This is a genomic window from Mesorhizobium sp. CC13, from assembly GCF_039907765.1.
Classification (GTDB): Bacteria; Pseudomonadota; Alphaproteobacteria; order Rhizobiales; family Rhizobiaceae; genus Aminobacter.
On record NZ_JARDJI010000022.1, the window covers coordinates 1 to 24,945 of the forward strand.

Consider the following 24,945-nt stretch of genomic DNA (forward strand, 5'->3'; position numbering starts at 1 on the left):
ATCCCCCCGAACAAGCTGCACGCTAACAAATACTGACAATACGCGTACAACTTGTTCGGCGACGATCACACAACCAAAATATCAACAGGTTTATTTGGAACTTGGTCGTGGGTGCGGAAGTTGCGCTGCGGCCATCGGAACGACGGTTCGGTCAGGCTGCTGGCAACACCACGCGTTTAGAACCGGGCTCCAGCTGCGCGCATCGGCGAACGGTCGTCATGTGCATAGTGGTGCGTTGAAATTCCTCACATAAATTGTGTTGCAAGCACGCGACCGACAGATATGCCCGGGAAAACGCAAGCCATGCTAGTGGCTTAGGGCGTTCCGCGCATGCTCTTCTATCTCGCCGTCGTCCAGATGCGATTGGCCTGCGACGGGATGTTGGCAAAGGCGCCCCCGAGCACCGACCTGGCCACGGACGGCGTTGCTGTCGAAACCCTTGTCGGCGTTGACCAGGCCGGCGGCGGCACCTGCGTCGCCCCGCCTTGCAGTCGGCCATGTTGCCGCCGGTCAGCAGAAAGGCCACCGGCCCAGCTTCTGTCGTCTCCCTTGCCTGTGGGCCGGCACGTTAGGAACGGCAAATGGCAGGTGTTCCACGGCTTCTCTACCGGGTCATTGTCCCATCCGCGCGGTTATCTGGATGATGTTGTTGCAGGTCGTCGAGCACTCGCTTGGTCTTAGAGCAATTCCAGGAAAAGCGCGCAGCGGTTTTCTGTCCGGAATTGTGCAAAAACAAGGAGATAGAGCGTTTTCGCGATTCGAAGAAAAGCGGAAATACTCTAGAGCAGGTGCCTGGATAGTTGCTATGCGGATTTCAGATCACACAGCGGAAAGGGCAGGTCCGGTGACCGGGATCCGTCGCATGAACCGCATCGGCACCGCGAAAAATTCTGATCTCGAGCTAGATCACTATAGCTCAGGGCGGCGTCGGAACAGAGGTGCGAATCGGGATGCACAATGGCCGTTCGTGCACCGGGTCGGTGATGACGCGGCAGGAAATGCCGAACACGTCCTCGATCTGCGTTTCGCTCATCAGCCTCTCCGGCTCTCCCACGGCGACGACCGCTCCGCCCTTTAGGAACACCAGGCGGTCGGCATAGCGGGCGGCGAGGTTGAGATCGTGCAAGACGAGCACGACGGTGCGGCCATGCTCGTGGTTGAGGCGCTTGACCAGGTCGAGGCAATCGATCTGATGGGCCATGTCGAGGTGGTTGACCGGCTCGTCGAGGCAGATGATGTCGGTCTCCTGCGCCAGCACCATCGCGATCCAGACGCGCTGCAGCTGGCCGCCCGACAGCGAGCCGAGGCGCCGGTCGGAGAGGTGCGAGACGCCGGTGCCGAACATCGCCGCCCGGATGGCTTCGCCGTCGGCAGCACTCCAGGGCTGCAGCATGGTCTGGTGGGGGTAGCGCCCGAGGCGAACCAGCTCCTCGACGGTCATGTCGTCGGGCGCGGAGGGGTTCTGCGCCAGAAGTCCGATGTGGCGGGCGAGTTCCTTTTCCTTGAGGCCCGAGATCGGCAGGTCGCCGAGCCGTATCTCGCCCGATTTCGGCTGGTGCAGCCGGCGGATGGCCCGCAGCAACGTGGACTTGCCGCAACCGTTGGGGCCGGCAAGCACCGTCACCTTGCCCTTCGGGACATCGAGATCGATGGCCGAGAGCGCGGTCGCCGCACCGTAGGCAACCGTGAGGGCGGCGACGGAAACGGCTTTATCCATTGGTGTTTCCCCTGCGCAGCACGAGGTAGAGGAAATAGGGCGTGCCGATGACCGCGGTGACCGTGCCTGCGGGCACTTCGGTGGGCGCAAACAACACGCGGACGATGAGATCGGCGCCGACGAGCATGATGGCGCCCAAAAGGAAGCTGGCGACGATGCCCGCCATGACCGGCCGGCCGACGATCAGCCGGGCGAGATGCGGCGCCATCAACCCGACGAAGCCGACGCCGCCGGCAAAAGCAACCGCGAATGCCGTCAGCGCCGAGGCGAGCGCGAAGACCAGGATGCGGAAGGCAGGCAGGGTGAGGCCGAGGCCGCGCGCCGAGACCTCGTCGAGATCGGTGGGCGGCAGGCGTCGCGCCACGGCGAAGACGCCGACCATGGCGATGGCCAATCCGATGGCGACCACCTGGACCTCGCCCCAGTTGATCTCATTGACCGCGCCGGCCAGCCAGCGGCTCGCCTGGGTGACGCGGTAGATCGGCCCGACGATCATCAGGATCAACGTTCCGGCCTTGCAGACGGCGCCGACGGCGATGCCGAACAGCAAAAGCCGCACCGCCGACGACGCCTGTTGACCCGAGAGCAGGAAGACGGCCGCAATGGCTATGCTGGCGCCGATCATCGCCGCCACCGGCTGCCAGACGATCGAGGTGACGAGCGCATTGCTCTCGTCGGACAAAAGCGCCAGGAAGATGACGACGCCGAGGCCGGCGCCGCCTATGACGCCGAGCACGCCGGGCGAGGCAAGCTCGTTGCGCGTCACCTTCTGCAGCAGGTAGCCCGACACCGCCATGGCGCCGCCGGCGAGAATGGCGATGGCGACGCGGGGCGCGCGCAGCTGCAGCACCACGACCCGTTCGCCGCGCGAACCCTCTCCGAGCAGGATTTCGACGATGCGGCGCGGATCGATCCAGGTCGAGCCGAAGCCGACGCCGAACAGCGCCAGGACGACGGCGACAACGCCGATAATGGCGACCGCGATCCAAGCGCGGCGGTTGAGGCGGGAAAGCGCGGAACGGCGCGGCAGCGCGAGGCTCATGCAATGCGCCTCCGGAGCAGGACGAGCAGCAGGAGGCCGCCGACGATGGCCGTGACCGCGCCCACCGGCGCCTCGCGCGGATAGATGGCGAAGCGCGCGACGATGTCGGCAACCGTCGTGTAGAGCGCGCCGACGAGGGCTGCGGCAGCGATCTGCAGACGGTGACCGAGCCCGACCAAAGCGCGAGCCGCATGCGGCACGACGAGGCCGACGAACATGACCGGCCCGGCCATGGCGACGGCCGCACCGCTGAGCAGCGCCACCGCGAGGAAGGCGAGCCCCCTGACGACGCCGAGCGGCACGCCGAGCCCGCGCGCGGTGGAATCGTCGGTCTGGAGGATGTCGAGCGGCCGCGCCAGCGCAACGGCGAGGCCTGCGCCAACGAGCACGAACGGCAGGCCGTTGAGCGCCAGCCCGAGCTTGCGGTCGGCAAACGAGCCGGCCAGCCAGAACAGCAGCTGGTCGAGCATGGTTTCGTTGATGGTCAGCACCACATGGACGAAACTGTCGAACAATCCGGCGAAGGTGACCCCGACCAGCACGATCCTGAGCGGCGACATGCCGCCGGCTGCGGAGGCCAGGCCGAAGACGATGACGCTGGTCAGAAGTGCGCCGGAAGCCGCGGCAAGCGACAGGCCGGGAAGCGAGCCCACGCCGAAGATGCCGCTGGCCATGACGACGGCGAAGGCAGCACCTGCATTGAGGCCGAGCGTATCGGGCGAGGCGATGCGGTTGCGCGACAGGGTCTGGACGACGACGCCCGCGACACCGAGCGCAGCGCCCACCAGCGGCGCCATCAGCGCCCGCGGCAGGCGCAATTCCTGGATCACGACATGTGTCTCACTGCCGTCGAAGGCGGTCAGCGCCGCCCAGATTTCCTGGGCCGGATACAGCCGGTAGCCAAAGGCGAGGCTCAGATACATCAGCACAAGCAGGCTCATCACCAGACCGGCGATGAGCGACCGGTGCCCGATGCGCCAGCGCGCTCGGATGCTCGTGGTCGACGAAGCGAGTGGCACGCACAGGCCTTAATATGAGCTTGACAGTCAGGGTTTGTTCTGACCCTTTGCCAAACCTTCTCTACTTAGTCAAGTTTGGATCCCTTGCCATGAAGCTCTTCGTCAAAGCCATGTTCGGCCTAGCCTTGGCCGCCTTCGGCCCGAGTGCCGCCTCCGCCCACGAGGTCAAGCACGCCATGGGCGTGACCGACGTGCCCGATAACCCGCAGCGCATCGTGGTGCTGACCAACGAGGGCACTGAAGCCGTGCTCGCCCTCGGCTTCAAGCCGGTGGGCGCCGTTCGATCCTGGACGGGCTCGCCCTGGTACAAGCACATCGCCGACAAGATGGACGGCGTCGAGGTGGTGGGCGAGGAATCGGCCGTCAATCTCGAACTGATCGCCGGCTTGCAGCCTGACCTCATCCTCGGCAACAAGACCCGCCAGGAAAAGATCTACGACCAGCTCTCGGCCATTGCGCCGACGGTCATGTCGGAGCGCCTGCGCGGCGACTGGAAGCTGAACTACGCGCTCTATGCCGACGCGCTGGGCAAGAAGGCCGAGGGCGAGGCCGGGCTGAAGGCCTTCGACGACAAGGCCGCCAAGCTGGCGGAAGCGCTGGGCGACAAGAAGGCCGAGAAGGTGTCGCTGATCCGCTTCATGCCGGGGCTGACCCGCATCTATTTCAAGGATACTTTCCCCGGCATGATCCTCGATCAGATCGGCATCGCGCGCCCGGCCGTACAGGACAAGCCGGGCTTCGCCGACGACGTTACGAAGGAGCGCATCCCCGACTTCGACGGCGACCGGCTGTTCTACTTCGTCTACGAGACCGGCAACGGCAAGGCGAGCAAGCAGTCGGAGGAGTGGCTGGCCGAGCCGCTGTGGCAGAACCTGCCGGTGGTCAAGGCCGGCAAGGCCGTGGCGGTGGACGACGCCGTGTGGAACACCGCCGGGGGCGTGATCGCGGCCAACCTTCTGCTCGACGACGTCGCCCGCGTCTACGGCGTGACCCCGTAGCAGCTTCCGACAGGCGAGGGCGAATCGCGTCCGGTTTGCGGGCGTGGCCACCCGGCTTCGACGCACTGGCTTCGCGCGCAACGTTTCGGCTGCGACCCTGGCTGCGGCCGAGCCCTTTGGTTCCCTTTCGGGATTCCGCGATCCGACTCGCATTCGTCATTGCGCTTCGCGAGCGCATGGTGGAGGCCGATCGCGTCTCGGCGCTGCCCCACGTCGAGCCGAAGGTTGCGACGCGGTCGATCGCGTTACCGAAGTGTGGTCGACCTCGTCGGCAGGTCGGTACTTGGGCGGCGCCTTCGCCGACATCCCGTCGCAGTCCAATCGCATCTGGGAGTAACTGCTTGCGTCGCAGTGGGCGCTACGAGAGAAGGGCAGCCACTCGGTGACACTATTCCGACAAAGCGTCCTTTGGGGGCTGTCCTGGCCGGCAACATGGAGCGGGGGACCCTGTGAGTTACGCGCCCGTTCGGCTCATATTTCAGCGTCTCTTCAATGCAGAGCCACGAGCCGCCTACAACCGTACCTCCACCATTCTCGGCAGGCCGGCTACACCGGCGCAACGCAGATTTTGGCCGGCACCACGGCGAACGATCGATGCATTTGTTCCTGCGGGCCGCGGTCCTAGACTCCGAGCCGCTCTTCCACCAGCGCCGGGATTGCTTTCAGGGCAAAAGCGCGGAAGGCGGCGGTGACGGGGGACGGCGGAACGTCGCGCCGCTCGACCAGCCCCACCTTGCGGCTTGCCGCCGCATCGGCTAGTTCCAGCACCGCCACGCCGTCATGCGCATCGTGCATGGTCAGCGAAGGCAGGATGGTGAGCCCAAGTCCCGCCTTCACCAGCGCCACCAGCGATGTGACGTTGTAGACGGTGATCAGCGACTGCGCCGAGAGTAGCTTGTAATCCTCCGCCTCGATCCGGTCGGAAGCGCCATTGCGGATCAGCGTCGCCGCATTGAGGTCGCTCCATTCGACGGGGCGTTGCAGGCGGCAGAGTTCGTGGTCGTCCTTGCAGAGCAGCTTGAACCGGTCGCTGAAGAGCGGCGTGAACTCTACTCCGCCGCCGGTACGGCTTTCGCCGGCGATGCCGATGTCGGCGACGCCGCTTTCCACCATGCGCCGCACTTGCGCGCTGTCGATGTCGAACAACTCGACCTGCACCTGCGGCCGCGCTTCCAGAAAGCGTTGCAGGATCGGCGGCAGCACGTTCGTCGCCACCGATGGCACCGAGGCGATCGACAGGCTGCCGATGCGGCTGTGCGCAAATGCGCGCATGATGCTGACTGACTTGTCGAAACTGCGGATCTGCTCGCGGCCGAGGTCGAGCATCAGGTTGCCGAGGGCGGTCAGGCTGTTCTTGCGGTCGGTCTGGAACAGTGGCCCGCCGATCTCATCTTCCAGCTGCTTCAGGGTCATCGATACGGCGGAGGCGGTGCGGCCGACCACATCGGCTGCATCTTTGATGTTCCCGCTCTCCGCCACCGTGACGAAGACCCGCAATGCTTCAAGTTTGATCATGGCGCCTATTTCAATTCTTCTGAAATTGATAACAGAAATATCTGCTTGATTGAAGCGGGGTGCTGGCGGATTTTTCGGTCGAACAGAATGGAGACCGGACATGGCAGAACGCTACGCCAACCTGATCGGCGGCCGGTGGAGGCAGGGCGGACGCTTCCATGAAAACAGGAACCCGTCAGACGTCACCGACCTGATCGGCCTCTATGCGCAGGCCGATGCGGCCGATGTCGAGGAGGCCGTTACCGCTGGCCGTGGTGCGATGCCGGCCTGGCGGGCAACCGGGCTCGAGCAGCGCCAGACGATCCTCAACCGCATCGGCACGGAACTGATGGAGCGCGCCGCCGAGCTTGGCGAGCTGCTCTCGCGCGAAGAGGGCAAGCCGCTGGCTGAAGGCCGCGGCGAGGTCTACCGCGCCGGCCAGTTCTTCACCTATCATGCGGCCGAAGTGCTGCGACAGCTTGGCGAGAACGCGGACTCGGTACGTCCCGGCATCGAGATCGACATGCGTCGTGAGCCGATGGGGTTGGTGGCCGTCGTCTCTCCCTGGAATTTCCCTGCAGCCACCGCCAGCTGGAAGATCGCCCCGGCGCTCGCCTACGGCAATGCCGTCATCTGGAAGCCGGCCAACGAAACGCCGGCATCGGCCTGGGCTCTGGCCGACATCATTCATCGCGCCGGCCTGCCGGACGGAACGTTCCAATTGCTGATGGGGCCAGGTTCGGTCGTCGGCAACGGGCTTGCCGGCCACCGCGACGTCGACGCGATTACCTTCACGGGCTCCTACGAGGTCGGCCGCCAGGTGGCTGTCGCCGCCGCGGCGAACCTCACCAAATTCCAGCTCGAACTCGGCTCCAAGAACGCATTGCTCGTCATGGACGACGCGGATCTCGACCTCGCCGTAGCGGCGTCGATTGGCGGCGGCTACTCCGGCACGGGGCAGAAATGCACGGCCTCCTCACGCCTTGTGGTGCATGAGCACGTCCACGACATTTTTGTCGAAAAACTCGCCGCCGCCGTGGCCGCGCTGAAGGTCGGCCACGCGTTGGCGGACGGCACACAGATCGGCCCGGTCGTCAGTGAGCGCCAGCTCGCGGCAAACCTTGCTTGGATGGAACGCGCCCGTGCCGCCGGCGCCAAAGTCGCGGTCGGCGGCGAGCGCCTGCAGATGGCACATGAGGGCTTCTACATGGCGCCGGCGCTCTTGACCGGCACGAACAATGCCATGGATTTCAACCGCGAGGAGATGTTCGCGCCCATCGCCGCCGTGCAGAAGGTCGGCTCCTACGAGGAGGGTCTCTCCGTGGTCAACGACACGCGCTACGGGCTGGTCGCGGGCATCTTCACTCGCTCGCTCGCCCGCGCGACCCATTTCCGCCGCCATGTCGACACCGGTTGCGTCATGGTCAACCTGCCGACGGCGGGAACCGACTATCATGTGCCGTTCGGCGGGCGGAAGGATTCGAGCTTCGGCTCGCGCGAGCAGGGCCGTTCGGCGGCCGAGTTCTACACCCAGGTCAAGACCGCCTATGTTCGAGCGGGGGAGCCGGAGTAAGGCCATGGACGCAAGTATCGCCACTCCTGTCGTCGACTGCCTGCAATATGCCAACTGGAGCCCGGGCGTCTTTGCTGAGATGCGGGCCGGGGGCGTGCACGCCGTTCATGCCACCATCGCCTATCACGAGAACTTCCGCGAGACCGTGGCCAACATCATCGCCTGGAACCGCCATTTCGAGCGCCATCCGGATCTCATCTTTCCGGGCCGCTGCGGGAGCGACATCGAACGGGCAATGCGGGAGGGACGCACGGCCATCTTCTTCGGCTTGCAAAACCCGTCGCCGATCGAAGACGACATCGGCCTGATCGAGATTTGCCACACGCTCGGCGTGCGCTTCATGCAGCTCAGCTACAACAACCAGTCCTTGCTTGCCACCGGCTGCTACGAGGGGGAGGATCCCGGCATCACACGCTTTGGCCGCCAGGCCATCGCCGAGATGAACCGCGTGGGCATGGTCATCGACATGAGCCATTCCGCCGAACGCTCCACACTGGAGGCGATGGAGATTTCCGCGCGGCCGGTCGCCATTACCCATGCCAATCCGCACTGGTGGCATCCAGCCCTGCGCAACAAATCGGATACGGTGCTGAAGTCGCTGGCGCGATCGGGCGGCATGCTCGGCCTGTCGCTCTATCCGCACCATATGAAGGACGGCTCGAACTGCACGCTGGAGAGCTTCTGCGCCATGGTTGCGGAGACCGCCTCGCGCTACGGCGTCGAGCATGTCGGCATCGGCAGCGATCTCTGCCAGGACCAGCCGGATTCGGTTGTAGCCTGGATGCGCAACGGCCGCTGGTCGAAGGTGACGGACTACGGTGAGGGCTCGGCGTCGGCAGCCGGCTTTCCCCGGCAGCCGAGCTGGTTCACCAGTAACGCCGACCTCGGAAACCTCCGCAACGGGCTGCGCAAGGCCGGGTTCGCCAACGAGGAGGTTGGCGGCATCATGGGTGGCAACTGGCTTCGGTTCTACACCCGATCTTTCGGACCGATGTCATGAACAACCGGGCGACAGCCATCACGACAGCGCCGGAGCTGGCCATGCGCTCACCCGACGTCGTCATGCGCCTGCGGCGGATCGGAGCGTCGTTTCCAACGCGGCTCAGCTTCCTGCGCAGCCTGATCCGGCGTCTCGCTTCGGGCGGTGCGACGGTGCGCCGCCCGCTCTGGCGCCTGGACGACCAAGGTTTTGGCGACGCGGTCTACACGCTCGAGCTGGGTGGGCACGACTACAGCCTCGTTGCCTTTTCCTGCCCGCTTCCCGACGAGAAGCGCTCCGACCGTGTCATCGCCGAGGCCTGGGACACCAGCTTCGTGCTTTATGACGGCATTCCCGACGATGCCGAGACAGAGCGGCTGCGGGAAAATGCGCCGCGGCAGGAGGCGGGACGTTTTGGTCCGCGCGACCTGGTGCTGAGCCGAGCCAACAAGTCCGTGCGCTTCTTCGAACATGTCGCCGACAGCCTGGCGCGTGGGCGGCAGCCGGAACGAGAGCGTCTTGGCGAGGTCGGTTACCTCCTGCGTACCACGGCCGTCTACGGCAACGGCAAGTTCGGCATTGCCGATCGCTTCGTGCTGGCGGAACGCGAGGGGCTGGCCGGTCCCTTCCAGGCCGAGATGCTGACGGTCTGGCTGATCCGAGAGTTCTCCCACGATCTCGTCGAGCACGTCGCCAGGTCCCGCGCGCCCGAAACCTTCGTGCCGCTTGCGCCGGAATTGCGCCGCCACATCGGGGTCGGCAATTCCACGGGTCTCGGCATGGCGCCGTTCCTGGCAAATCATCCGCAGCTCCTGAACAACTGGGTTTTCGCGCGCGAGACCGCACTGGCGCGGGTGAGGTCCAAACGATACCTGGATGCGGCATCGCTGGACCGGCTGGCCGAGCTCTGGCGGCAGGCCGGCATGCATCTCGACCAATGGTCGGTCGAGGACGATGCCTTGATGGCGCGCATCCTGGGTCTGCGAGGGGAGTGGGCCGAGGCCCAAGCCTGGATCGACCCCGCTAGGCTGCGGGCGGTATCGTCACCTGTGGCGTCACTGCTCGAGCGTTCGCAATTCATGTCGGTCGACTTCCAGGAGTTGCTTGCAGCGCTTGTCATCGAAATGGCGGGGACCGAGAACGACGATCTTGCCGACGGCATGGCAGCAGTGCGGGAAGCGACGCTGCAGCCAGGCATGAGGCTTGCGGCGCTTCGCAGGCTCCTGCGTGACCACTATGGCTGGGCCTTGATCGTCGCGTTCGACAGGCCGGCCGAGACCGCCCAGTTCTGGTACGTTTCGGAGGAGAAGCTGGAGCCCCGGCTCGGCCGCCGGACTTCCGAGCCTGGCGCGGATCTCGAGCTTCCGCTCGACATCGCAAGACAGGTGCAAGGCCTCGCCGCCGACCTTGCGGATGAGCCGGAAACGCAGACCGTCGCTGCTTTCCTCGCCCGCTTCCCGCAGCATCGACATGTGGTTCGGCGCATACAGACGGCGGCCACCGCTCCCTATTCTGAAATCCGCGACAACCTGCTCTCGGACCGCTGTCTGCCCATCAATATGCTGCGCTGCAAGCTCGCCTTCTTCGGTGCATCGAAGTTCGATCCGCGCTCGGATCGCTGGACACGCATCACGCTTTTCCAGGGCGCGCCGACGGCAGGCGAAATCGCTGCCGGCGAAACCGACGATTGCTGGCTTCCGGTGCTGCGATGACGACGATCCAACTGTCTTACAACGAAGTGCTGACGGTCGCCCGCAAGGCTGCCGGCGGGGCCGGATTGCCCCATGGCGTCGCGGAGGATGTCGGCGAGGCAGCCGTCTGGCTGTCGGCACGTGGCGTTGACGCTGTCTCAATCGTGGTCGATGCGCTTGGCAGCCCAGCGGAGATCCTCGGCGCCCAGGCGGCCATCGATGCTCTGTGCTGCGGCGAAACGGCGGAGATTGCTGCCGAGGGATGGAACTGCCGCCTGATGCTGATCGGCCTGGCTGGCGCTGTGGCAGCCGGTACGGAGATGAACCTCGCCGTTCGGAAGGCTGGGAATGTGGAGCCACTGGCGCGGATGGTCACCGCCGAGGCCTTGGTGCCGTCGGTGGTGGGTTTGCTGTTGTTGCCTTTCGCCGATGACGGTGCGCCCACCCCGCTCAGATCACATCGGCCAGCGGCAACCGATGCCGCAGCCTACGCGGCAGCACTTGGCCTGGCGGCGAAGACCTATGTGCCGGCTTCCGAACTGTCACGTGCCCGGGGCGCCGGTGCGGGCACCACCGACAACGATTGAGGAATTCCATGACAGTGCCGATGATGACGCTCGCCGCGGTGGAGCAGCTGTGCCTGCGCGCGCTGACGGCGGCGGGAGCCAGCGCGGGCAATGCGGCGGCCGTAGCCCGCTCGACGATGCTGGCGGAGCGCGACGGCATCCGCAGCCACGGCTTGCTTTACGTGCCGATCTACGCGGAACACGTCCGTTGCGGCAAGGTCGACGGCAGGGCGCGGCCAGCCGTTTCACAGCCGCGCCCCGGCGCGGTCGTCGTCGATGCGGCGACCGGGTTCGCCCATCCTGCGATCGATGCCGGGTGGGATCGTTTCATTGCCGCCGCACGGGTCAACGGTGTCGCCGCGATGACGGTGTTCAATTCCTATAATTGCGGCGTGCTCGGCCATCACGCGGAGCGCATCGCCGAGGCGGGACTGCTCGGCCTCTGCACGACACATGCGCCGGCTTCGATAGCGCCGCCGGGCGGGCGCTTGCCGGTCATCGGCACCAATCCGTTTGCGCTCGGCGTTCCCGATGGCGCAGGCGGTGCCGCGCTGGTGCTCGACCAGTCGGCGAGCGTGGTGGCGAAATCGGAGATCCTACTGCGATCGCGCGAGGGCAGGCCGATCGAACCTGGCTGGGCTATCGACGAGCACGGCGCTGGCACGCTCGATCCGGCCGCGGCGCTCAAGGGTTCGATGCTCCCCGCCGGTGGCCACAAGGGTTTCGGCGTCGGGCTTCTGGTGGAAACTCTCGCGTCGTGCCTTGCGGGCGCCGTGCTCAGCAAGGAGGCGAGCCCGTTTTCCGGAACCACGGGCGGTCCGCCGAGAACCGGACAGTGTTTTGTCGCCTTCGAGACCTCGGCCTTTTCGGCAGGCTTTTCGCGCCAGGTCGCAAGTCTCGTGGAAGCAATCGTCGGGCAAGGCGGCCGCCTTCCGGGTGGCGGCCGCCAAGCTGCCCGCCGCCGCACCGAGCGGGAGGGCGTGCTGGTCGACGCCGGTCTCGCGAATCGAATCGAAGTGCTCTGCTGCTAAAGTTTTTCTGAAATCCGGATCAGTTATTTCGGTTTGATAAAAGTCACAGCCTTCTACATCGTACCCTTCGAGGCCATCACAACGACAACAAAGGGAACTGCGATGAAGCTCAAGACATCCATACTTGCGGGAGTTTGCCTTGCCTGCATGGTTCTCGGCAGCAACGCTGCCGAGGCTACGGAATGCGGGACGAAGGATCCGATCACGATCGCCGAAATGACCTGGCTGTCTGCCGGCACCCTAGCCTACGTCACCAAGGCGATCCTTGCCGAAGGATATGGCTGCAATGTCCAGATCGTGCCCGGCGACACGGTGCCCACCGCATCTTCCATGCTGGCCAAGGGAGAGCCTGACATCGCGCCCGAACTGTGGGTCTCCACGGTCAAGTCGACCTGGGACCAGATGCTGGCGAAGGGCACCGTCTACAAGGCCGGTGACATCTTTGCCAGCGGCGGCCAGGAGGGTTGGTGGATCCCGGACTATATCGCCCAGGCGCACCCGGAAATCCGTTCCGTCAGCGACCTCAAGGACAACTGGCAGGTCTTCGAGGATCCGTCGAGCCCCGGCAAGGGCCGCTTCTACGCATGCCCTCCTGGCTGGGGTTGCGAGATCATCACCAACAATCTCGTCAAGGCACTCGGCCTGGAAGCGACCTACGAGGTCTATCCTACCGGTTCGGGTGCGAACCTCAAGGCCATGATCGCGCGGCAGGTCTCGCGCAAGAAGCCGTTCATCGGCTGGTACTGGGGGCCGACCGAGGTGATTGGCAAGTACAAGCTCAAGGTGCTCGAGATGCCGGCCTATGATCAGGCAAAGTTCACCTGCCTTACCGATGCCAAGTGCGAGAAGCCGGAACTGACGGGTTGGGCGGTCGGCGAAGTTGCCGTCGCGGCGACCACCAGTCTCAAGGAGAAGGCGCCGGCCGTTGCCGAATTCCTGTCGAAGATGCAGGTGCCCAACGTAGAGATCAGTGACGTGCTCGCCTGGGGAGACGACAACAAGGCGTCGCCCGAGGAGGTCGCCACCTATTTCTTCAAGAACTACGAAACGATCTGGACGAAGTGGGTCCCGGCCGATGTGGCCAGCAAGGTGAAGGCAGCGCTCTGATCGCAGCCTGGCGGGCACATCTTCCCCCGGACGCGCCGCACACCGCATATCACGCTTCGGCCGGATGCCTGACGCGCATGGGGCGCGGAACATGGCAACCGGCCGCGACGCGTGAGCGGCGAGGAGCGGATCGCCAACCTTTGAAAGGGTCATGCCATGGCAGACAATTTTCCCGAACTCGTCGACACGCGCGGGCTCCGCTTCGCGATCGACGACGGCTTCAGTTGGATCGTGGCGAACTACGGCGACACGCTGGAGCGGTTGCTGGGGCCGCTGCTCAAGCTTCTGGGCGCCATGGAGGCCTTCCTGCAGTGGTTGCCGTGGTATGTCACGATCGCCGGAATCGCCCTGTTGACCTACTCGGCCTCGCGAAGCATGAGGATGACGGGCGCCGCGGTGGTCATGCTGTTCTTCATCGGTGCGGTTGGCCTGTGGAACGATGCCATGGCGACGGTGGCCCTGATGCTCGCCGCGACCGTGGTGGCCGTTGTGGTCGGCATTCCGCTGGGCATCCTGATGGCGCGTTCCGACTGGTTGCGCTCGGTGGCGCTGCCGCTCCTGAACATCATGCAGACGCTGCCGATCTTCGTCTATCTCATTCCCTTCGTCATGCTGTTCGGTCCCGGCAAGATCCCGGCCATCCTCGCCACCGTGTTCTTTGCCATTCCGCCGGTGATCAGGCTGACCGATCTCGGCATCCGCCAAGTCGACGCAGAGGTGGTCGAGGCGATTGTCGCCTTCGGCGCGACGCCGGGCCAGAAGCTGTTGAAAGTCCAGATCCCGCTCGCCCTGCCGACCATCATGGCCGGCATAAACCAGACGACGATGATGGCGCTGTCGATGGTTGTGATCGCCTCGATGATCGGCGCGGGCGGGCTCGGCTACCAGGTGTTGCAGGGAATCCAGCGGCTGGAGGTGAGCCGCGGCCTGGTTGCCGGCATCGCCATTGTCTTCCTGGCGGTGATCTTCGACCGCATCGCCCAGTCCTACGGTCGCCGCGCCCAGAAGCATCTTGCGAGCGGAGAGTAAGGCCGTGACCGCTTCCGACGTGAAAATCCAGGTCGACAATGTCTACAAGATCTTCGGCAATCGTCCGGACGACGCCATGGCCGAGCTGCACGCCGGTGCGCGCAAGGCGGATGTCCTGCAGAAGACCGGCTGCATCGTCGGCCTCAATGGTATCGACTTCTCGGTCCGCAGCGGCGAGACCTTCGTCATCATGGGCCTTTCAGGTTCAGGAAAGTCAACGCTGATCCGCCACTTCAACAGGCTGATCGAGCCAACCGCCGGCCGCATCCTCGTCGACGGCCGCAACATCATGGACATGAACCCCAAGGACCTGCTGGCGTTTCGTCGTACCAGTATTTCCATGGTGTTCCAGCGCTTCGGTCTGCTGCCGCATCAAACGGTTCTCGAGAACACGATCTGCGGGCCGATCCTACAGGGTGTGAGCCGGCGCGAGGCGGTGGCGCTCGGCATGGAGCAGTTGGAACTCGTCGGCCTGAAGGGGTTCGAGAGCCGTTTCCCAAGACAGCTTTCCGGTGGCATGCAGCAGCGTGTCGGTCTTGCCCGGGCGCTCGCGACCCAGGCCGACGTGCTGTTGATGGATGAGGCTTTCAGTGCGCTCGATCCGCTGATCAAGAGCGACATGCAGGAACAGCTCAAGGACATTCAGGCACGGTTGAAGAAGACCATCATCTTCATCACCCACGATCTCGACGAAGCCCTGCATCTCGGCGACCGCATCGCCATCCTCAAGGATGGCGAGTTGCGGCAGGTGGGCACAGGTGCGGAAATCCTCTTTCATCCGGCGGACGACTACGTCGAACGTTTCGTGCGCAAGGTCGACCTGTCGCGCGCTCTCTCTGCCTACGGCGCCTTCACGAAGGTTCCTGTGCTTACGCAGGCGGAAGCCGTCGCGGACCGGACCGCAGCGCTCCTGCGCGAGCATCCTGCCGTGATCGTTGCGCAGGGTGCTGAGATGAGGGTCCTTACCTCCAGCGAGCCAGACCGGGCGAAGCGAGTTGCGTCTATTGATGTCGCGGCCACGCTTGGCGAGAGCTTCCCCTTCCTGGCTGGCGACGACGCCGTCGTCGTCATAGACAGCGGCGCTCCCGCCGGCATACTGACGCGTGAAATGGCGTTCAAGGCGCTGTCTCGCTTGGCACAAGGTGTCTGTAGCAAAGCGCCGCCGCGTGGCCCGGCCGATGCAATCTGCGCATGATGGCTGCCTCCGGCAGCCAGCGGGAGAGTGACCAGCAAGGCGTCCCGGCTGTCGCGCGCAAGCACGGGATCGTGACGGGGATGCTGTTCCGCTGGCAGCTCGACATGGCGTAGCCAACGGCAGCTGCCAGGTTGTAGGCCTCTACAGGTAGCCGATCGATTGCAGGTCCATATGGGGCTTTGGCTGAGAGCTAAGCAGGCCCATCAGCCGACTTAGGCCGAGTTCGATCTGAGAAAGCGAATGCGCTGCCCCAAGGCACAGCCGGACTGCGTGAGGCGCGTGGTCGCGTTTTACCGCAAATGCATCCGCGGTGATCACTCTCACGCCCTCCCGCAAGGCGGTCGCGGAAAAGGAGTCCATTCGCCACGGTTCCGGCAACTGCAGCCAGAGATGATAGCAGGACGTCGAGGCCCGCTCCGCAAACGGCCCGAGAACCCGGTGCGCCAGTTCCTGGCGTTCACGGGCCTGCTTGCGATGCCAGGCGATGAGCTTGTCTGCATAGCCGTTGGCCATCCAGTTGGCCACCACTGCCGCCATCAGCGGGGGCGACATCCAGTTGCTCATGGTGACGATTTCCTGGACAGTTCGGCTCAATGTCGGCGGCACCACCAGGAAGCCGATGCGCAAGCCCGGAGCCATGCTCTTGGATGCGCTGGTAAGATATATGGTTCGCTCGGGGATAATCGAAGCAAATGGGCGCGGCCTGGTTTCGGCGAGGAAGCCATAGACGTCGTCCTCGATGATCCAGAGGTCAAACTCGTCGACGATCGCGGCAATCTCGCGCATCCTCTGTTCGGACATGGTGACCGTCGTCGGGTTCTGCAGGACAGGCATGCAGTAGAGCGCCTTGGGTTTCTTGGTCTCGCACATTTCGCGGAGGGCTGAGGGGTCAATTCCCGCTTCGTCCATCTGGATCGCGCCGAGACTGATGCCAAGCTGATGCGCAATCGCTCGCGCGCCAGGATAGGTGAGTTGTTCGGTGGCAATGCAGTCGCCGTGGCCGGCCAGAGCCATCATGCTGATCAAAAGGCCATGCTGTCCGCCGTTGCAGACGATCACGTTGTCCGGGTGGGCTCGGATCCCAATCCCCTCAAGCCATTGAGCGGCGACCGCTCGGTGCGCAATCATTCCTGCGCTGGGCTGATAGGTCAGGAGCGCATCGAGCGAACCCGACCGCGACATGTCCTTCAGCGTCGACCTCAAGATTTCGTCTGCTTCGCCGATGGCGGAAAGGTTCAATCCGAGATCGATGACCTCCGGCTGCGGCTTTTCCGGCACCACGAGGCGCGTGATGTCGTCGCGATGATTGTCGAAGTCATTGATGAACGTACCTCGCCCGACTTCGCCGACGACTAGGCCTCTGGTTGCTGCTTCGGCATAGGCTCTCGCGATCGTCCCGACCGTAACGCCGAGCCGATAGGCAAGATCGCGATGCGGCGGCAGCTTTTCTCCGGGCAGCAATTGGCCTTCCGCTATGCCACGTTCGAGCGCGTCGCATATCGCCGCGTAGATTGGCCCGGCGCCTTTCCTGATCTCCGGCTTCCAGTTCATGCGGCCTCGCCTACTTTGACACCGTGTCAATGAAATAATTGACACCCTTTGATGTCAGACATACGCTCAAAAAATAACAAACACAAGGGAACAAAACTAGGAAATCTGACCATATTGAGTCCATTGACATGGGTTCAATTGCAGATGAACGGCGAGCATCGCAACGGAGGAGAAGATGAATTTGCGAAGGCAGAAACAATTCAGGCCCAATAGGGTGCTTGTACTGGGCGCTGCTATCGGCGCGTTGGCATTTGGAACTTCGGCGCAGGCCGAGGAAACTCTGAAGATCGGCGCGCTCGGTGTGATGAGCGGGCCGTTTGCCGGCTGGGGTGGCGTGATGTGCCAGACGTTCAAGTCTCGCGCCGGCATGTGGAACGACGATGGCGGCGTGGCGATCGGCGACAAGACCTACAAGGTCGAAGTCGTTTGCGTCGACGACAAGGGCGACCCCAAGGGTGCTCAGACCGGTGCCGAAAAGCTGGTGTCGGAAGGGGTCAAGTATATTCAGGGGCCCAACACGGACTCCACCGCGGAAAGCGCCAAGTCCGTCATGGAGGCAAACGGCACCATCAACATGCCCTACGCCTTCTCGAAGTCGCTCTACAAGGCACCGGCATCCCAGTCGATCCTCGGCATGGTGGCGTCCTACCAGGTCGGTCCGGTCATCTACAAATGGCTGATGGAAAACAAGGGCGTGAAAAAGATCGCCTTTGTCAGCGAAAACAACGCCGATCCCATCAAGCAGCGCGATGAAGGCGCCGCCGGAGCAAAGGCGCTCGGCCTCGAGGTCGTCTCGGACCAAGAGACATACGAGTCGGGGACGACGGACTTCTTTCCGATCCTGACGAAAGTGATCGGCACGTCTCCGGATCACATCGTGCTCTCGGGTGTGTCGCCCTCGGATGTCGGCCCGCTGATCAAGGCTGCCCGCGAACTGGGCTTCACCGGGACCATGAGCACCGAAACCGGACAAGACCCCAAGGCCATCTATGAGGTCGCCGGCGATGCTGCCAACGGGTTCATCGCGGCAGGTGGCGCGAGCACGGAAGCCATCCGCAGCGACTTCATGGTCAGGTTCATCGAACGCTACACCAAGGACTGGGGTGAGTGGAACGATGTTGCCGGCCTCTATGTCTACGGCCCCGAGATCATGATCCAGACGCTTCAAAGCGCGGGCCCGAAGGCTCTCGAAGATACCGAGGTATTCAAGGCCGCGCTCGACGGCTTCGTCGGCAAGAACCCCTTCCTGAAGGAGGGCGGCGACCTGAAGTATGTCGGCCGGACGGACTATGGCCAGGCGCGCCAGGTTTCGGTGCCGATCGTCGTGCAGGCAGTCGAAAACGGCGAATACAAACCACTGTTTGTCGGCAAGCTCCCAGACTGACCGAGCTTACTGGGCGGCGGTCTGCCCCATTGGATCGCCGCCTTCTTTCTCTCGCATGAGGTCCGCGACGTCCCGTCGTGCGCGGGCCACGGGGTGGCCTCAGTTGCCTGCCCGAGACAGGAGACCCTCGCATGACGCAGGTTATGCTCAACGCGCTTGTCGTCGGAACGACATATGCCCTCATCGCGCTCGGCATCACGATCATCTTCAGCATCATGAAGGTGGTGAATTTCGCGCACGGCCAGCTCTACATGATCGGCGGGTTCGTCGTTTACTATTTCAACGTCGTGTTTGGCCTGCCGTTCTGGTTTGGCCTGCTGATGTCCTTCCTGATCGTTGGCCTACTCGGCGTGGCCATGGAACTCTTCCTGTTCCGGCCAGTCATGCTGCGCGTCAAACGCGAGGAAGTGACCATGCTGCTTGCCATGGGCACGGCAGTCTTCCTCGAAAGCCTGGCGCTGATCGTCTTCGGCGAGAAGCAAAGGGGCGTACCGCCGATCGCCACGGGAATCGTCGAACTCTTCGGAGCGCGGCTGCCCACCGGGCGCATCGTCGTGATCATCGTCGCAGCGTTGCTGATCGCAGCACTCATGGCATTCATCGGCTACACCAAGACCGGTCGTGCGCTGCGGGCGATGGCTCAGGATCGCGAAGCCACGGCGCTTCAGGGCGTCAATCTCAAGTGGCTGTCCGCCATGGGCTTTGGCTTGGGCACGGGGTTGGCCGGGCTTTCGGGCGGGCTGCTCGTAGCGATATTCGCGGTACACACCGGCGCTGGCACAGCCGTGTCAATCAAGGCGTTCCTGATGATCATGATCGGCGGCGCAGGCGTCCTGTCCGGTGCAATTCTCGGCGGGTTCGTTTTGGGTTTCCTCGAATCCGTCGGCTATGCGCTCCTGCCGGGGTCACTGACCTTTCTCATCATTTTCCTGATCGTGATCTGCTTCCTCATCGTGAGGCCGAACGGGATCATGGGTAAGCCGTGGGGCTGAGATGACCATGCAAAAGACCATGTCCATGCCGAACATCCATCTTCCCGAAAGCGATCGGCCACGTTCCTCGCGTAAGCCTCTGGGTCTGGGAGTGCTGGTTGCCGCGGCATATTTCATCGGAGTTCCGCTCCTCTTTGGCGCAGACGGCTACCTTCTGAACGTGTTCACGACCATGGCGGCCGTCAGCTTCATCAGCTTCGGCGTGTGGCTGACCTTTGCGATCGGGCGTATCAATCTGGCCCAGGCTGGCTTTGCGTTGATCGGCGCATATGCAACCGCCATTCTGGTTTCACGGTTCGGCGTTTCGTTCTGGGTCTGCCTTCCGCTTTCCGGCGCCATTGCAGCCATACTTGGCGGCCTGATCGGCTGGCCCGTGCTGCGGCTGAAAGGTGTCTACTTCGCGATGATAACCCTATGCATCACAGAGGCTTGTCGCCTGGCCGCCTTGAGCTTCCCGGCCCTTACCAGGGGTGCCCAGGGCATCGTTGACCTTCCGCTCCCGGGCGAGTTGTCGCTTTTCGGCCTCACGATCATCCCCGCATTCGAAAAGGGCGCTCGGCTGCCGTTCTTCTATCTCGCCGGCACTCTGATGCTCCTTGGGCTTTTGTTCATGTGGCTTCTCGACACCAGCCGAGTGGGCGCCGTGTTCCGATCGCTGCGGCAAAACGAGGATCTCGCCTCGAGCCTCGGCATCAACGTCGCCAAGTATCGCGTGGTGGCGTTCATGGTGAGCTGCTTTTATGCCGGTGTGGGTGGGGCCTTCTTCGCGACCCTGCAACAGAACGTCTACCCCACGACCTTCCAGGTGATCGATAGCGTCTACTTCATGGTCTACTGCTTCGTCGGCGGCCTCGAATTCGTCATTGGCCCGCTGGTCGGTGCTGCAGTGATGATGAGCAGCTTCGAGCTCCTGCATGAATTCCAGCGCTTTCAGACGGTCATTTTCTCCGGCCTGATGATCCTTTGCATCCTGCTCATGCCGAACGGCATCCTGAGCGTCATCAAGCGGCGCTCCGGCAAATCGAAGGAGGCAGCCAATGCTTGAAGTTCTCGGACTGACCAAGATCTTCGGCGGCCTGACAGCGGTGAAGGATCTGAGCTTCACGCTGAAGAAAGGCGAGATCCTTTCGATCATCGGCCCAAATGGTGCCGGCAAGAGCACATGCTTCAAGCTGATCGCGTCGTTCCTGACCCCCACGGCGGGAACCGTTCGCTTCAACGGCAAGGACATCACCGGCATCGGACCTCATGCGGTCGCGCGGCATGGGATTGTGCGGACCTTCCAGGAGAACACCAGCTTCCAGGACATGACGGTGCGCGATGCGATCCTGCTTGGGTACCAAAAGGACTGCAAGGCGTCATTGGCCGGCATGATCTTCCGATCTCCGCGAGCCCGGAAGGATGACCGGGAAGCCGGCGAGTATGCCGATCACGTGCTCGACATGCTGGGCATGACCAGTCTTGCCAACACCGTGGCGGCAGCGCTGCCACATGGAATGTTGCGCAATCTCGGCATCGCGGTTGCGCTTGCGGCGAAGCCGCAGCTGATCCTCCTTGATGAGCCGTTTGCAGGCTTGAATTCGGACGAGACGAAACGCGGCGTCGAGTTGATCCGCAAGATCCGCGACGAGGGGGTCACGCCGATACTGGTCGAGCACGACATGAGTGCGGTGATGTCGGTCAGCGAGCGAATCCTGGTGGTGAGCTTCGGCAGCAAGATCGCCGAGGGAACACCCGCCGAGATACAGCAGGACGAGAAGGTCATCGAAGCCTACCTGGGCTCGGAAGACAAGGAGATCGGCCTATGAGCGCGCACTTCTCCGTCCGTGATCTGGCGGTGTCTTACGGCAGGGTCCGTGCCGTGAAAGGCGTTTCGCTCAATGCCGAAGAGGGCCAGATCATTTCCCTCATCGGCGCAAACGGTGCCGGCAAATCCTCCATACTCCGCGCCATCACCGGACTGACCGCTCCCGAAAGCGGGGAGATCTGGTTCGACGGCGAGCGCATCGATGGCAAGGGGCCCGATCAGATCGTGGCGCGCGGCGTGGCGATGGTCCCTGAAGGCCGGCGCATTTTCCCGTTCATGAGCGTCCGCGACAATCTGCTGATGGGCGCCTACCGACGCAAGGATGGCGCCGGCGTCGCCTCCGACCTTGAAGGCATCCTGACACGCTTCCCGCGCTTGCGTGAGCGCATAAGACAGCAGGCCGGCAGCCTGTCGGGGGGCGAACAGCAGATGGTCGCCATCGGCCGCGCGCTGATGTCGAAGCCGCGCCTGCTACTGCTCGACGAACCGTCGCTAGGCATCGCGCCGATCATCGTCCGCGAGATTGCCCGCTTCATCACCAGCATCAACAGGGACAACGGCGTGAGCGTTATCCTCGTCGAACAAAATTCCCGCATGGCACTCAAGCTCTCCAGTCATTCCTATGTGCTCGAGACCGGCAAGATCGCATTGTCCGGTCCCTCCCATGAACTGGCGGAGAACGATGATGTCCGGCGCGCCTATCTCGGAGGCTAGGGGCAGGCGATGAAGATCGAGATCATCAATCCGACCACCACTGCCGCCTTTGCCATGAAGAACCTGGCGGCTGCGCAAGGCGTTGCCTCGCCTGGTACCGAGATCCTTTCTGTTTCGGTCGCCAGCGGGCCCCCCTCGATCGAAAGCCACTACGACGAGGCAGTCAGCACGATCGGCATTCTAGAGCAGATACATGAGGGCGAGCGTGCAGGGGTCGATGGTTACGTCATCGCCTGCTTCGGCGACCCTGGCTACCTGGCTGCCCGTGAGATCGCACGGGGACCGGTGATAGGAATTGCCGAGGCCGCCTTTCATGTCGCCAGCATTGTGGCGACCCGCTTCTCGGTCGTCACGACCTTGGCCAGGACCAAGATAATCTGCGAGCATCTGCTGCAGGTGCATGGCTTCGAACATCAATGCCGGAGGGTCAGGGCATCCGGGCTCGAGGTGCTCGAGCTTGAGGAAACCGGCATGGAAGCGTGCCGCGAGATCGTCGAGGAGTGCCGGCGCGCCGTGGCCGAAGATGACATCGGCGCCATAGTGCTCGGCTGTGCCGGCATGGCCGATCTCGCCTCCCATATCCAGCAGCAGATCGGGGTTCCCGTCATTGAAGGCGTTACGGCCGCGACCAAGCTGATCGAAGGCATCGTCGCCCTGCGGCTCGGCACAAGCAAGTTTGGCGATCTCGCCTATCCCTTGCCGAAGCGTCTGAGCGGAACCGTGAAGCATCTGGAAATTTCGCCGCGCCGCGACGGCCAACACTAGGGCCAGGCTCGGCAACGAAGAAAGGATCGAACAATGGCATATCCCCGCGACATGGTCGGCTACGGCGATCGTCCTCCGATGGCAAACTGGCCGAATGGCGCCAAGCTTGCGCTGCAGATCATCGTGGCTTTCGAGGAAGGCTCGGAGAACTGCGTTCTCCATGGTGATGCTCATTCGGAAAATTTCATTTCCGACCTCATCGGCGCGCCTCAGCTGCTCGGTGTGCGAAACATGAACATGGAGTCGCTCTACGAATACGGGACGCGCGTGGCGTTCTGGCGGGTGTTCAACGAGTTCAAGGAGCGCGGCATCAATGCCACGGTGCTCGCAAACGGGTTGGCCCTCGAACATTATCCGGAGGCCGCCAAGATCATGCACTCGCTGGGCCATGAGATAGCGAGCCATGGCTGGAGGTGGATAGATCACCAATGGATGGGCGAAGAAACCGAGCGCGCCCACATGAAGCTCGCGATCGATACGATCGCACGGCTGACTGGAGAACGGCCGGTAGGCTGGTATACCGGCCGGTGCAGCCCCAATACGCTCAAGCTGGTGGTCGAGGAAGGAGGCTTCCTCTACGATTCCGACACCTATGCCGACGACCTGCCCTATTGGGAGAACGTGAACGGCAGGCAGCACTTGCGCATTCCCTACACGCTTGAAGCCAACGATATGCGATTTGTCGCGGCGGCCGGCTTTAACTCGGGTGACCAGTACTTCGCCTACCTGAAGGACACCTTCGACGTCCTTTACCGCGAGAGCGACAGGATACCGCGGATGATGTCCACCGGCCTTCATCTGCGCATCGTCGGCCGCCCGGGACGTTGGGCATCGTTCCTCCGCTTCCTCGATTACGTCCAGCGGCATGAGGGGGTGTGGATCTGCCGGCGCGATGAAATTGCCCGTCACTGGCACAAGCACCATTCGCCTGAACGGTAACCCCAGAAGCAATCGAGATCGCGATATGTCGACGTACCTGAGCGAGGCCGATGCCGGCAAGCGCATCATGAGCCGTTGCGACGAACTGGGCAGCATCAGCGAGCCGGGCGAGGGCGTGACGCGCCTTTACCTCTCGCCCGAACATCGCCTTGCGGCCGAGGTCCTTGTCCGGTGGATGCAGGATGCTGGAATGGACGCCCGCATCGACGAGGCCGGCAATGTCGTGGGGCGTTATCACTCCGTGAACGGGGGTGGCCCCTATCTGGTGACGGGTTCGCACATGGACAGCGTGGTGAATGCCGGCCGCTATGACGGGCCCCTCGGGGTGCTGACCTCCCTGGATTGTGTTGCCGTGCTCGGCAATCAAGGCCGTCGTTTTCCCTTTGGCATCGAAGTTGTTGCCTTCGCCGATGAAGAAGGGGTTCGGTTTCGGACGACCCTTGCCGGGAGCCGTGCCGTGACGGGCCGTTTCGGCGAGGACCTTTTTGCTGCCAAGGACGCCAATGGAGTGAGCCTTCCGACGGCCATGAGGGAGTTCGGCCTCGATCCGGCGAAGGTCCATCTCGCGGCGCATCTGTCCGACCAAGTGATCGGCTACGTCGAAGTCCATATCGAGCAGGGACCCGTACTGCAGGCTGCGAACCTGCCCGTCGGTATCGTCACGGCAATCAGCGGCCAGACAAGAGCCGTGATCAAGCTGAAGGGGGCGGCGAACCATGCCGGCACGGTTCCCATGGGAATGCGCCATGATCCGCTGCTTGCTGCAAGCGAGATCGTCCTGGAGGTGGAGCGTGTCGCCTCATCCTTCCCGAATACCGTCGGCACGGTCGGCTCGCTGAAAACCGAACCCGGCGTCATCAACGTGATCCCCGGGGACGTTTCGCTCACGGTCGACCTGCGGTCGCAAGCCGATTGTGACAGGAATGCTGCCTTCGCCGAACTTGGCGCTGCGTTCGAACTGATCGCCGCGCGGCGTGGCGTCCGGCTGGAGATCGACAAGATACTCGACCTCAAGTCGTGCCCCTGCGCGCCCAGCTTCATCAGCCAGATCGAATCTGCCGTCGAGGGAGCCGGCGTTCGCCTTCTGCATCTGCCCAGCGGCGCTGGTCATGACGGGATGGCGATGAGTGAACTCACGGACATCGGAATGATCTTTGTCCGCTGCAAGGACGGCATCAGCCACTCGCCTGATGAGTCAGTCACCACTGAAGACGTTGCGGTGGGCGCCGCTGCTCTCCTCCGCTTCATCGAGAATTTTCAGGGAAACCAGTGATGGAACCGAACCAGACCGTCAAACAATCGAGCGTCACTTCGGCTACTCGCCTGACCGAGTTCGTGCACGCACATCGGGA

General features: G+C 63.4%; 22 protein-coding genes. 17 read left to right on the plus strand and 5 right to left on the minus strand.

What is annotated here, in order from left to right:
* Nucleotides 1–916: 916 nt before the first annotated feature.
* The 3 genes from PV773_RS21860 to PV773_RS21870 are packed head-to-tail and all read right to left on the minus strand — an operon-like array spanning nt 917 to nt 3,778.
* Nucleotides 917–1,717, minus strand: coding sequence for an ABC transporter ATP-binding protein (locus PV773_RS21860; protein WP_347968390.1), 801 nt, complete (start codon nt 1,715–1,717; stop codon nt 917–919).
* Nucleotides 1,710–2,759, minus strand: a complete 1,050-nt coding sequence (locus PV773_RS21865) for an iron ABC transporter permease (RefSeq protein WP_347968391.1) — start codon at nt 2,757–2,759, stop codon at nt 1,710–1,712. Before PV773_RS21865 ends, PV773_RS21860 begins: the two co-directional genes overlap by 8 nt.
* Nucleotides 2,756–3,778 carry an iron ABC transporter permease gene (locus PV773_RS21870; protein ID WP_347968392.1) on the minus strand — a complete coding sequence of 341 codons (1,023 nt, stop codon included), beginning with the start codon at nt 3,776–3,778 and terminating at the stop codon, nt 2,756–2,758. The genes PV773_RS21865 and PV773_RS21870 overlap by 4 nt, the downstream gene beginning before the upstream one ends.
* Before the next feature lie 89 nt (nt 3,779–3,867).
* Here PV773_RS21870 and PV773_RS21875 point away from each other — a divergent pair, with 89 nt between their 5' ends.
* A complete protein-coding gene (locus PV773_RS21875) occupies nt 3,868–4,776 on the plus strand; it encodes an iron-siderophore ABC transporter substrate-binding protein (RefSeq protein WP_347968393.1) in 909 nt (302 codons plus the stop codon).
* 621 nt (nt 4,777–5,397) lie between these two features.
* Here PV773_RS21875 and PV773_RS21880 read toward each other — a convergent pair.
* Nucleotides 5,398–6,393 (minus strand): LysR substrate-binding domain-containing protein, encoded by a 996-nt coding sequence (locus tag PV773_RS21880; protein ID WP_347968394.1) that lies wholly within the window; start codon nt 6,391–6,393, stop codon nt 5,398–5,400.
* Between PV773_RS21880 and PV773_RS21885 the strand changes: the two genes are divergently transcribed.
* The 8 genes from PV773_RS21885 (at nt 6,392) to PV773_RS21920 (ending at nt 15,441) form a co-directional block, all read left to right on the plus strand.
* A complete protein-coding gene (locus PV773_RS21885; protein ID WP_347968395.1) occupies nt 6,392–7,843 on the plus strand; it encodes an aldehyde dehydrogenase family protein in 1,452 nt (483 codons plus the stop codon). The genes PV773_RS21880 and PV773_RS21885 overlap by 2 nt on opposite strands.
* 4 nt (nt 7,844–7,847) lie before the next feature.
* On the plus strand, nt 7,848–8,843 hold the full coding sequence (locus PV773_RS21890) for a membrane dipeptidase (protein WP_347968396.1): 996 nt from the start codon (nt 7,848–7,850) through the stop codon (nt 8,841–8,843).
* A gap of 41 nt (nt 8,844–8,884) precedes the next feature.
* Nucleotides 8,885–10,534 carry a hypothetical protein gene (locus PV773_RS21895; RefSeq protein ID WP_347968397.1) on the plus strand — a complete coding sequence of 550 codons (1,650 nt, stop codon included), beginning with the start codon at nt 8,885–8,887 and terminating at the stop codon, nt 10,532–10,534.
* On the plus strand, nt 10,531–11,100 hold the full coding sequence (locus PV773_RS21900) for a DUF3726 domain-containing protein (RefSeq protein ID WP_347968398.1): 570 nt from the start codon (nt 10,531–10,533) through the stop codon (nt 11,098–11,100). Before PV773_RS21895 ends, PV773_RS21900 begins: the two co-directional genes overlap by 4 nt.
* An 8-nt stretch (nt 11,101–11,108) precedes the next feature.
* Nucleotides 11,109–12,110, plus strand: a complete 1,002-nt coding sequence (locus tag PV773_RS21905) for an Ldh family oxidoreductase (protein WP_347968399.1) — start codon at nt 11,109–11,111, stop codon at nt 12,108–12,110.
* A 102-nt stretch (nt 12,111–12,212) separates the two neighbouring features.
* A complete protein-coding gene (locus tag PV773_RS21910; RefSeq protein ID WP_347968400.1) occupies nt 12,213–13,217 on the plus strand; it encodes a glycine betaine ABC transporter substrate-binding protein in 1,005 nt (334 codons plus the stop codon).
* Between the two features lie 156 nt (nt 13,218–13,373).
* The gene (locus PV773_RS21915) at nt 13,374–14,246 is read left to right on the plus strand and encodes an ABC transporter permease subunit (RefSeq protein ID WP_347968401.1); all 873 of its coding nucleotides are present in this window, start codon (nt 13,374–13,376) and stop codon (nt 14,244–14,246) included.
* 4 nt (nt 14,247–14,250) lie between these two features.
* The gene (locus tag PV773_RS21920; RefSeq protein ID WP_347968402.1) at nt 14,251–15,441 is read left to right on the plus strand and encodes a betaine/proline/choline family ABC transporter ATP-binding protein; all 1,191 of its coding nucleotides are present in this window, start codon (nt 14,251–14,253) and stop codon (nt 15,439–15,441) included.
* A 141-nt stretch (nt 15,442–15,582) separates the two neighbouring features.
* Here the strand turns inward: PV773_RS21920 and PV773_RS21925 are convergent, their stop codons facing one another.
* Nucleotides 15,583–16,992, minus strand: a complete 1,410-nt coding sequence (locus PV773_RS21925; RefSeq protein ID WP_347968403.1) for a PLP-dependent aminotransferase family protein — start codon at nt 16,990–16,992, stop codon at nt 15,583–15,585.
* A gap of 244 nt (nt 16,993–17,236) precedes the next feature.
* On the opposite strand from PV773_RS21925, the gene PV773_RS21930 reads away from it, so the two are divergent.
* From PV773_RS21930 to PV773_RS21965, 8 genes are all read left to right on the plus strand, one after another.
* The gene (locus PV773_RS21930; RefSeq protein WP_347968404.1) at nt 17,237–18,376 is read left to right on the plus strand and encodes an ABC transporter substrate-binding protein; all 1,140 of its coding nucleotides are present in this window, start codon (nt 17,237–17,239) and stop codon (nt 18,374–18,376) included.
* A 143-nt stretch (nt 18,377–18,519) separates the two neighbouring features.
* Nucleotides 18,520–19,368, plus strand: a complete 849-nt coding sequence (locus PV773_RS21935; protein ID WP_347968405.1) for a branched-chain amino acid ABC transporter permease — start codon at nt 18,520–18,522, stop codon at nt 19,366–19,368.
* Nucleotides 19,369–19,375: 7 nt separating this feature from the next.
* Entirely contained in the window at nt 19,376–20,413 is a 1,038-nt protein-coding gene (locus PV773_RS21940) for a branched-chain amino acid ABC transporter permease (protein WP_347968406.1), read from the plus strand.
* Nucleotides 20,406–21,176 (plus strand): ABC transporter ATP-binding protein, encoded by a 771-nt coding sequence (locus tag PV773_RS21945; protein ID WP_347968407.1) that lies wholly within the window; start codon nt 20,406–20,408, stop codon nt 21,174–21,176. The genes PV773_RS21940 and PV773_RS21945 overlap by 8 nt, the downstream gene beginning before the upstream one ends.
* The gene (locus PV773_RS21950; protein ID WP_347968408.1) at nt 21,173–21,889 is read left to right on the plus strand and encodes an ABC transporter ATP-binding protein; all 717 of its coding nucleotides are present in this window, start codon (nt 21,173–21,175) and stop codon (nt 21,887–21,889) included. The genes PV773_RS21945 and PV773_RS21950 overlap by 4 nt, the downstream gene beginning before the upstream one ends.
* Before the next feature lie 9 nt (nt 21,890–21,898).
* A complete protein-coding gene (locus PV773_RS21955) occupies nt 21,899–22,654 on the plus strand; it encodes an aspartate/glutamate racemase family protein (protein WP_347968409.1) in 756 nt (251 codons plus the stop codon).
* A 33-nt stretch (nt 22,655–22,687) separates the two neighbouring features.
* A complete protein-coding gene (gene puuE, locus PV773_RS21960; protein ID WP_347968410.1) occupies nt 22,688–23,593 on the plus strand; it encodes an allantoinase PuuE in 906 nt (301 codons plus the stop codon).
* A 25-nt stretch (nt 23,594–23,618) separates the two neighbouring features.
* Nucleotides 23,619–24,866, plus strand: a complete 1,248-nt coding sequence (locus PV773_RS21965; protein ID WP_347968411.1) for an allantoate amidohydrolase — start codon at nt 23,619–23,621, stop codon at nt 24,864–24,866.
* Nucleotides 24,867–24,945: the final 79 nt, after the last annotated feature.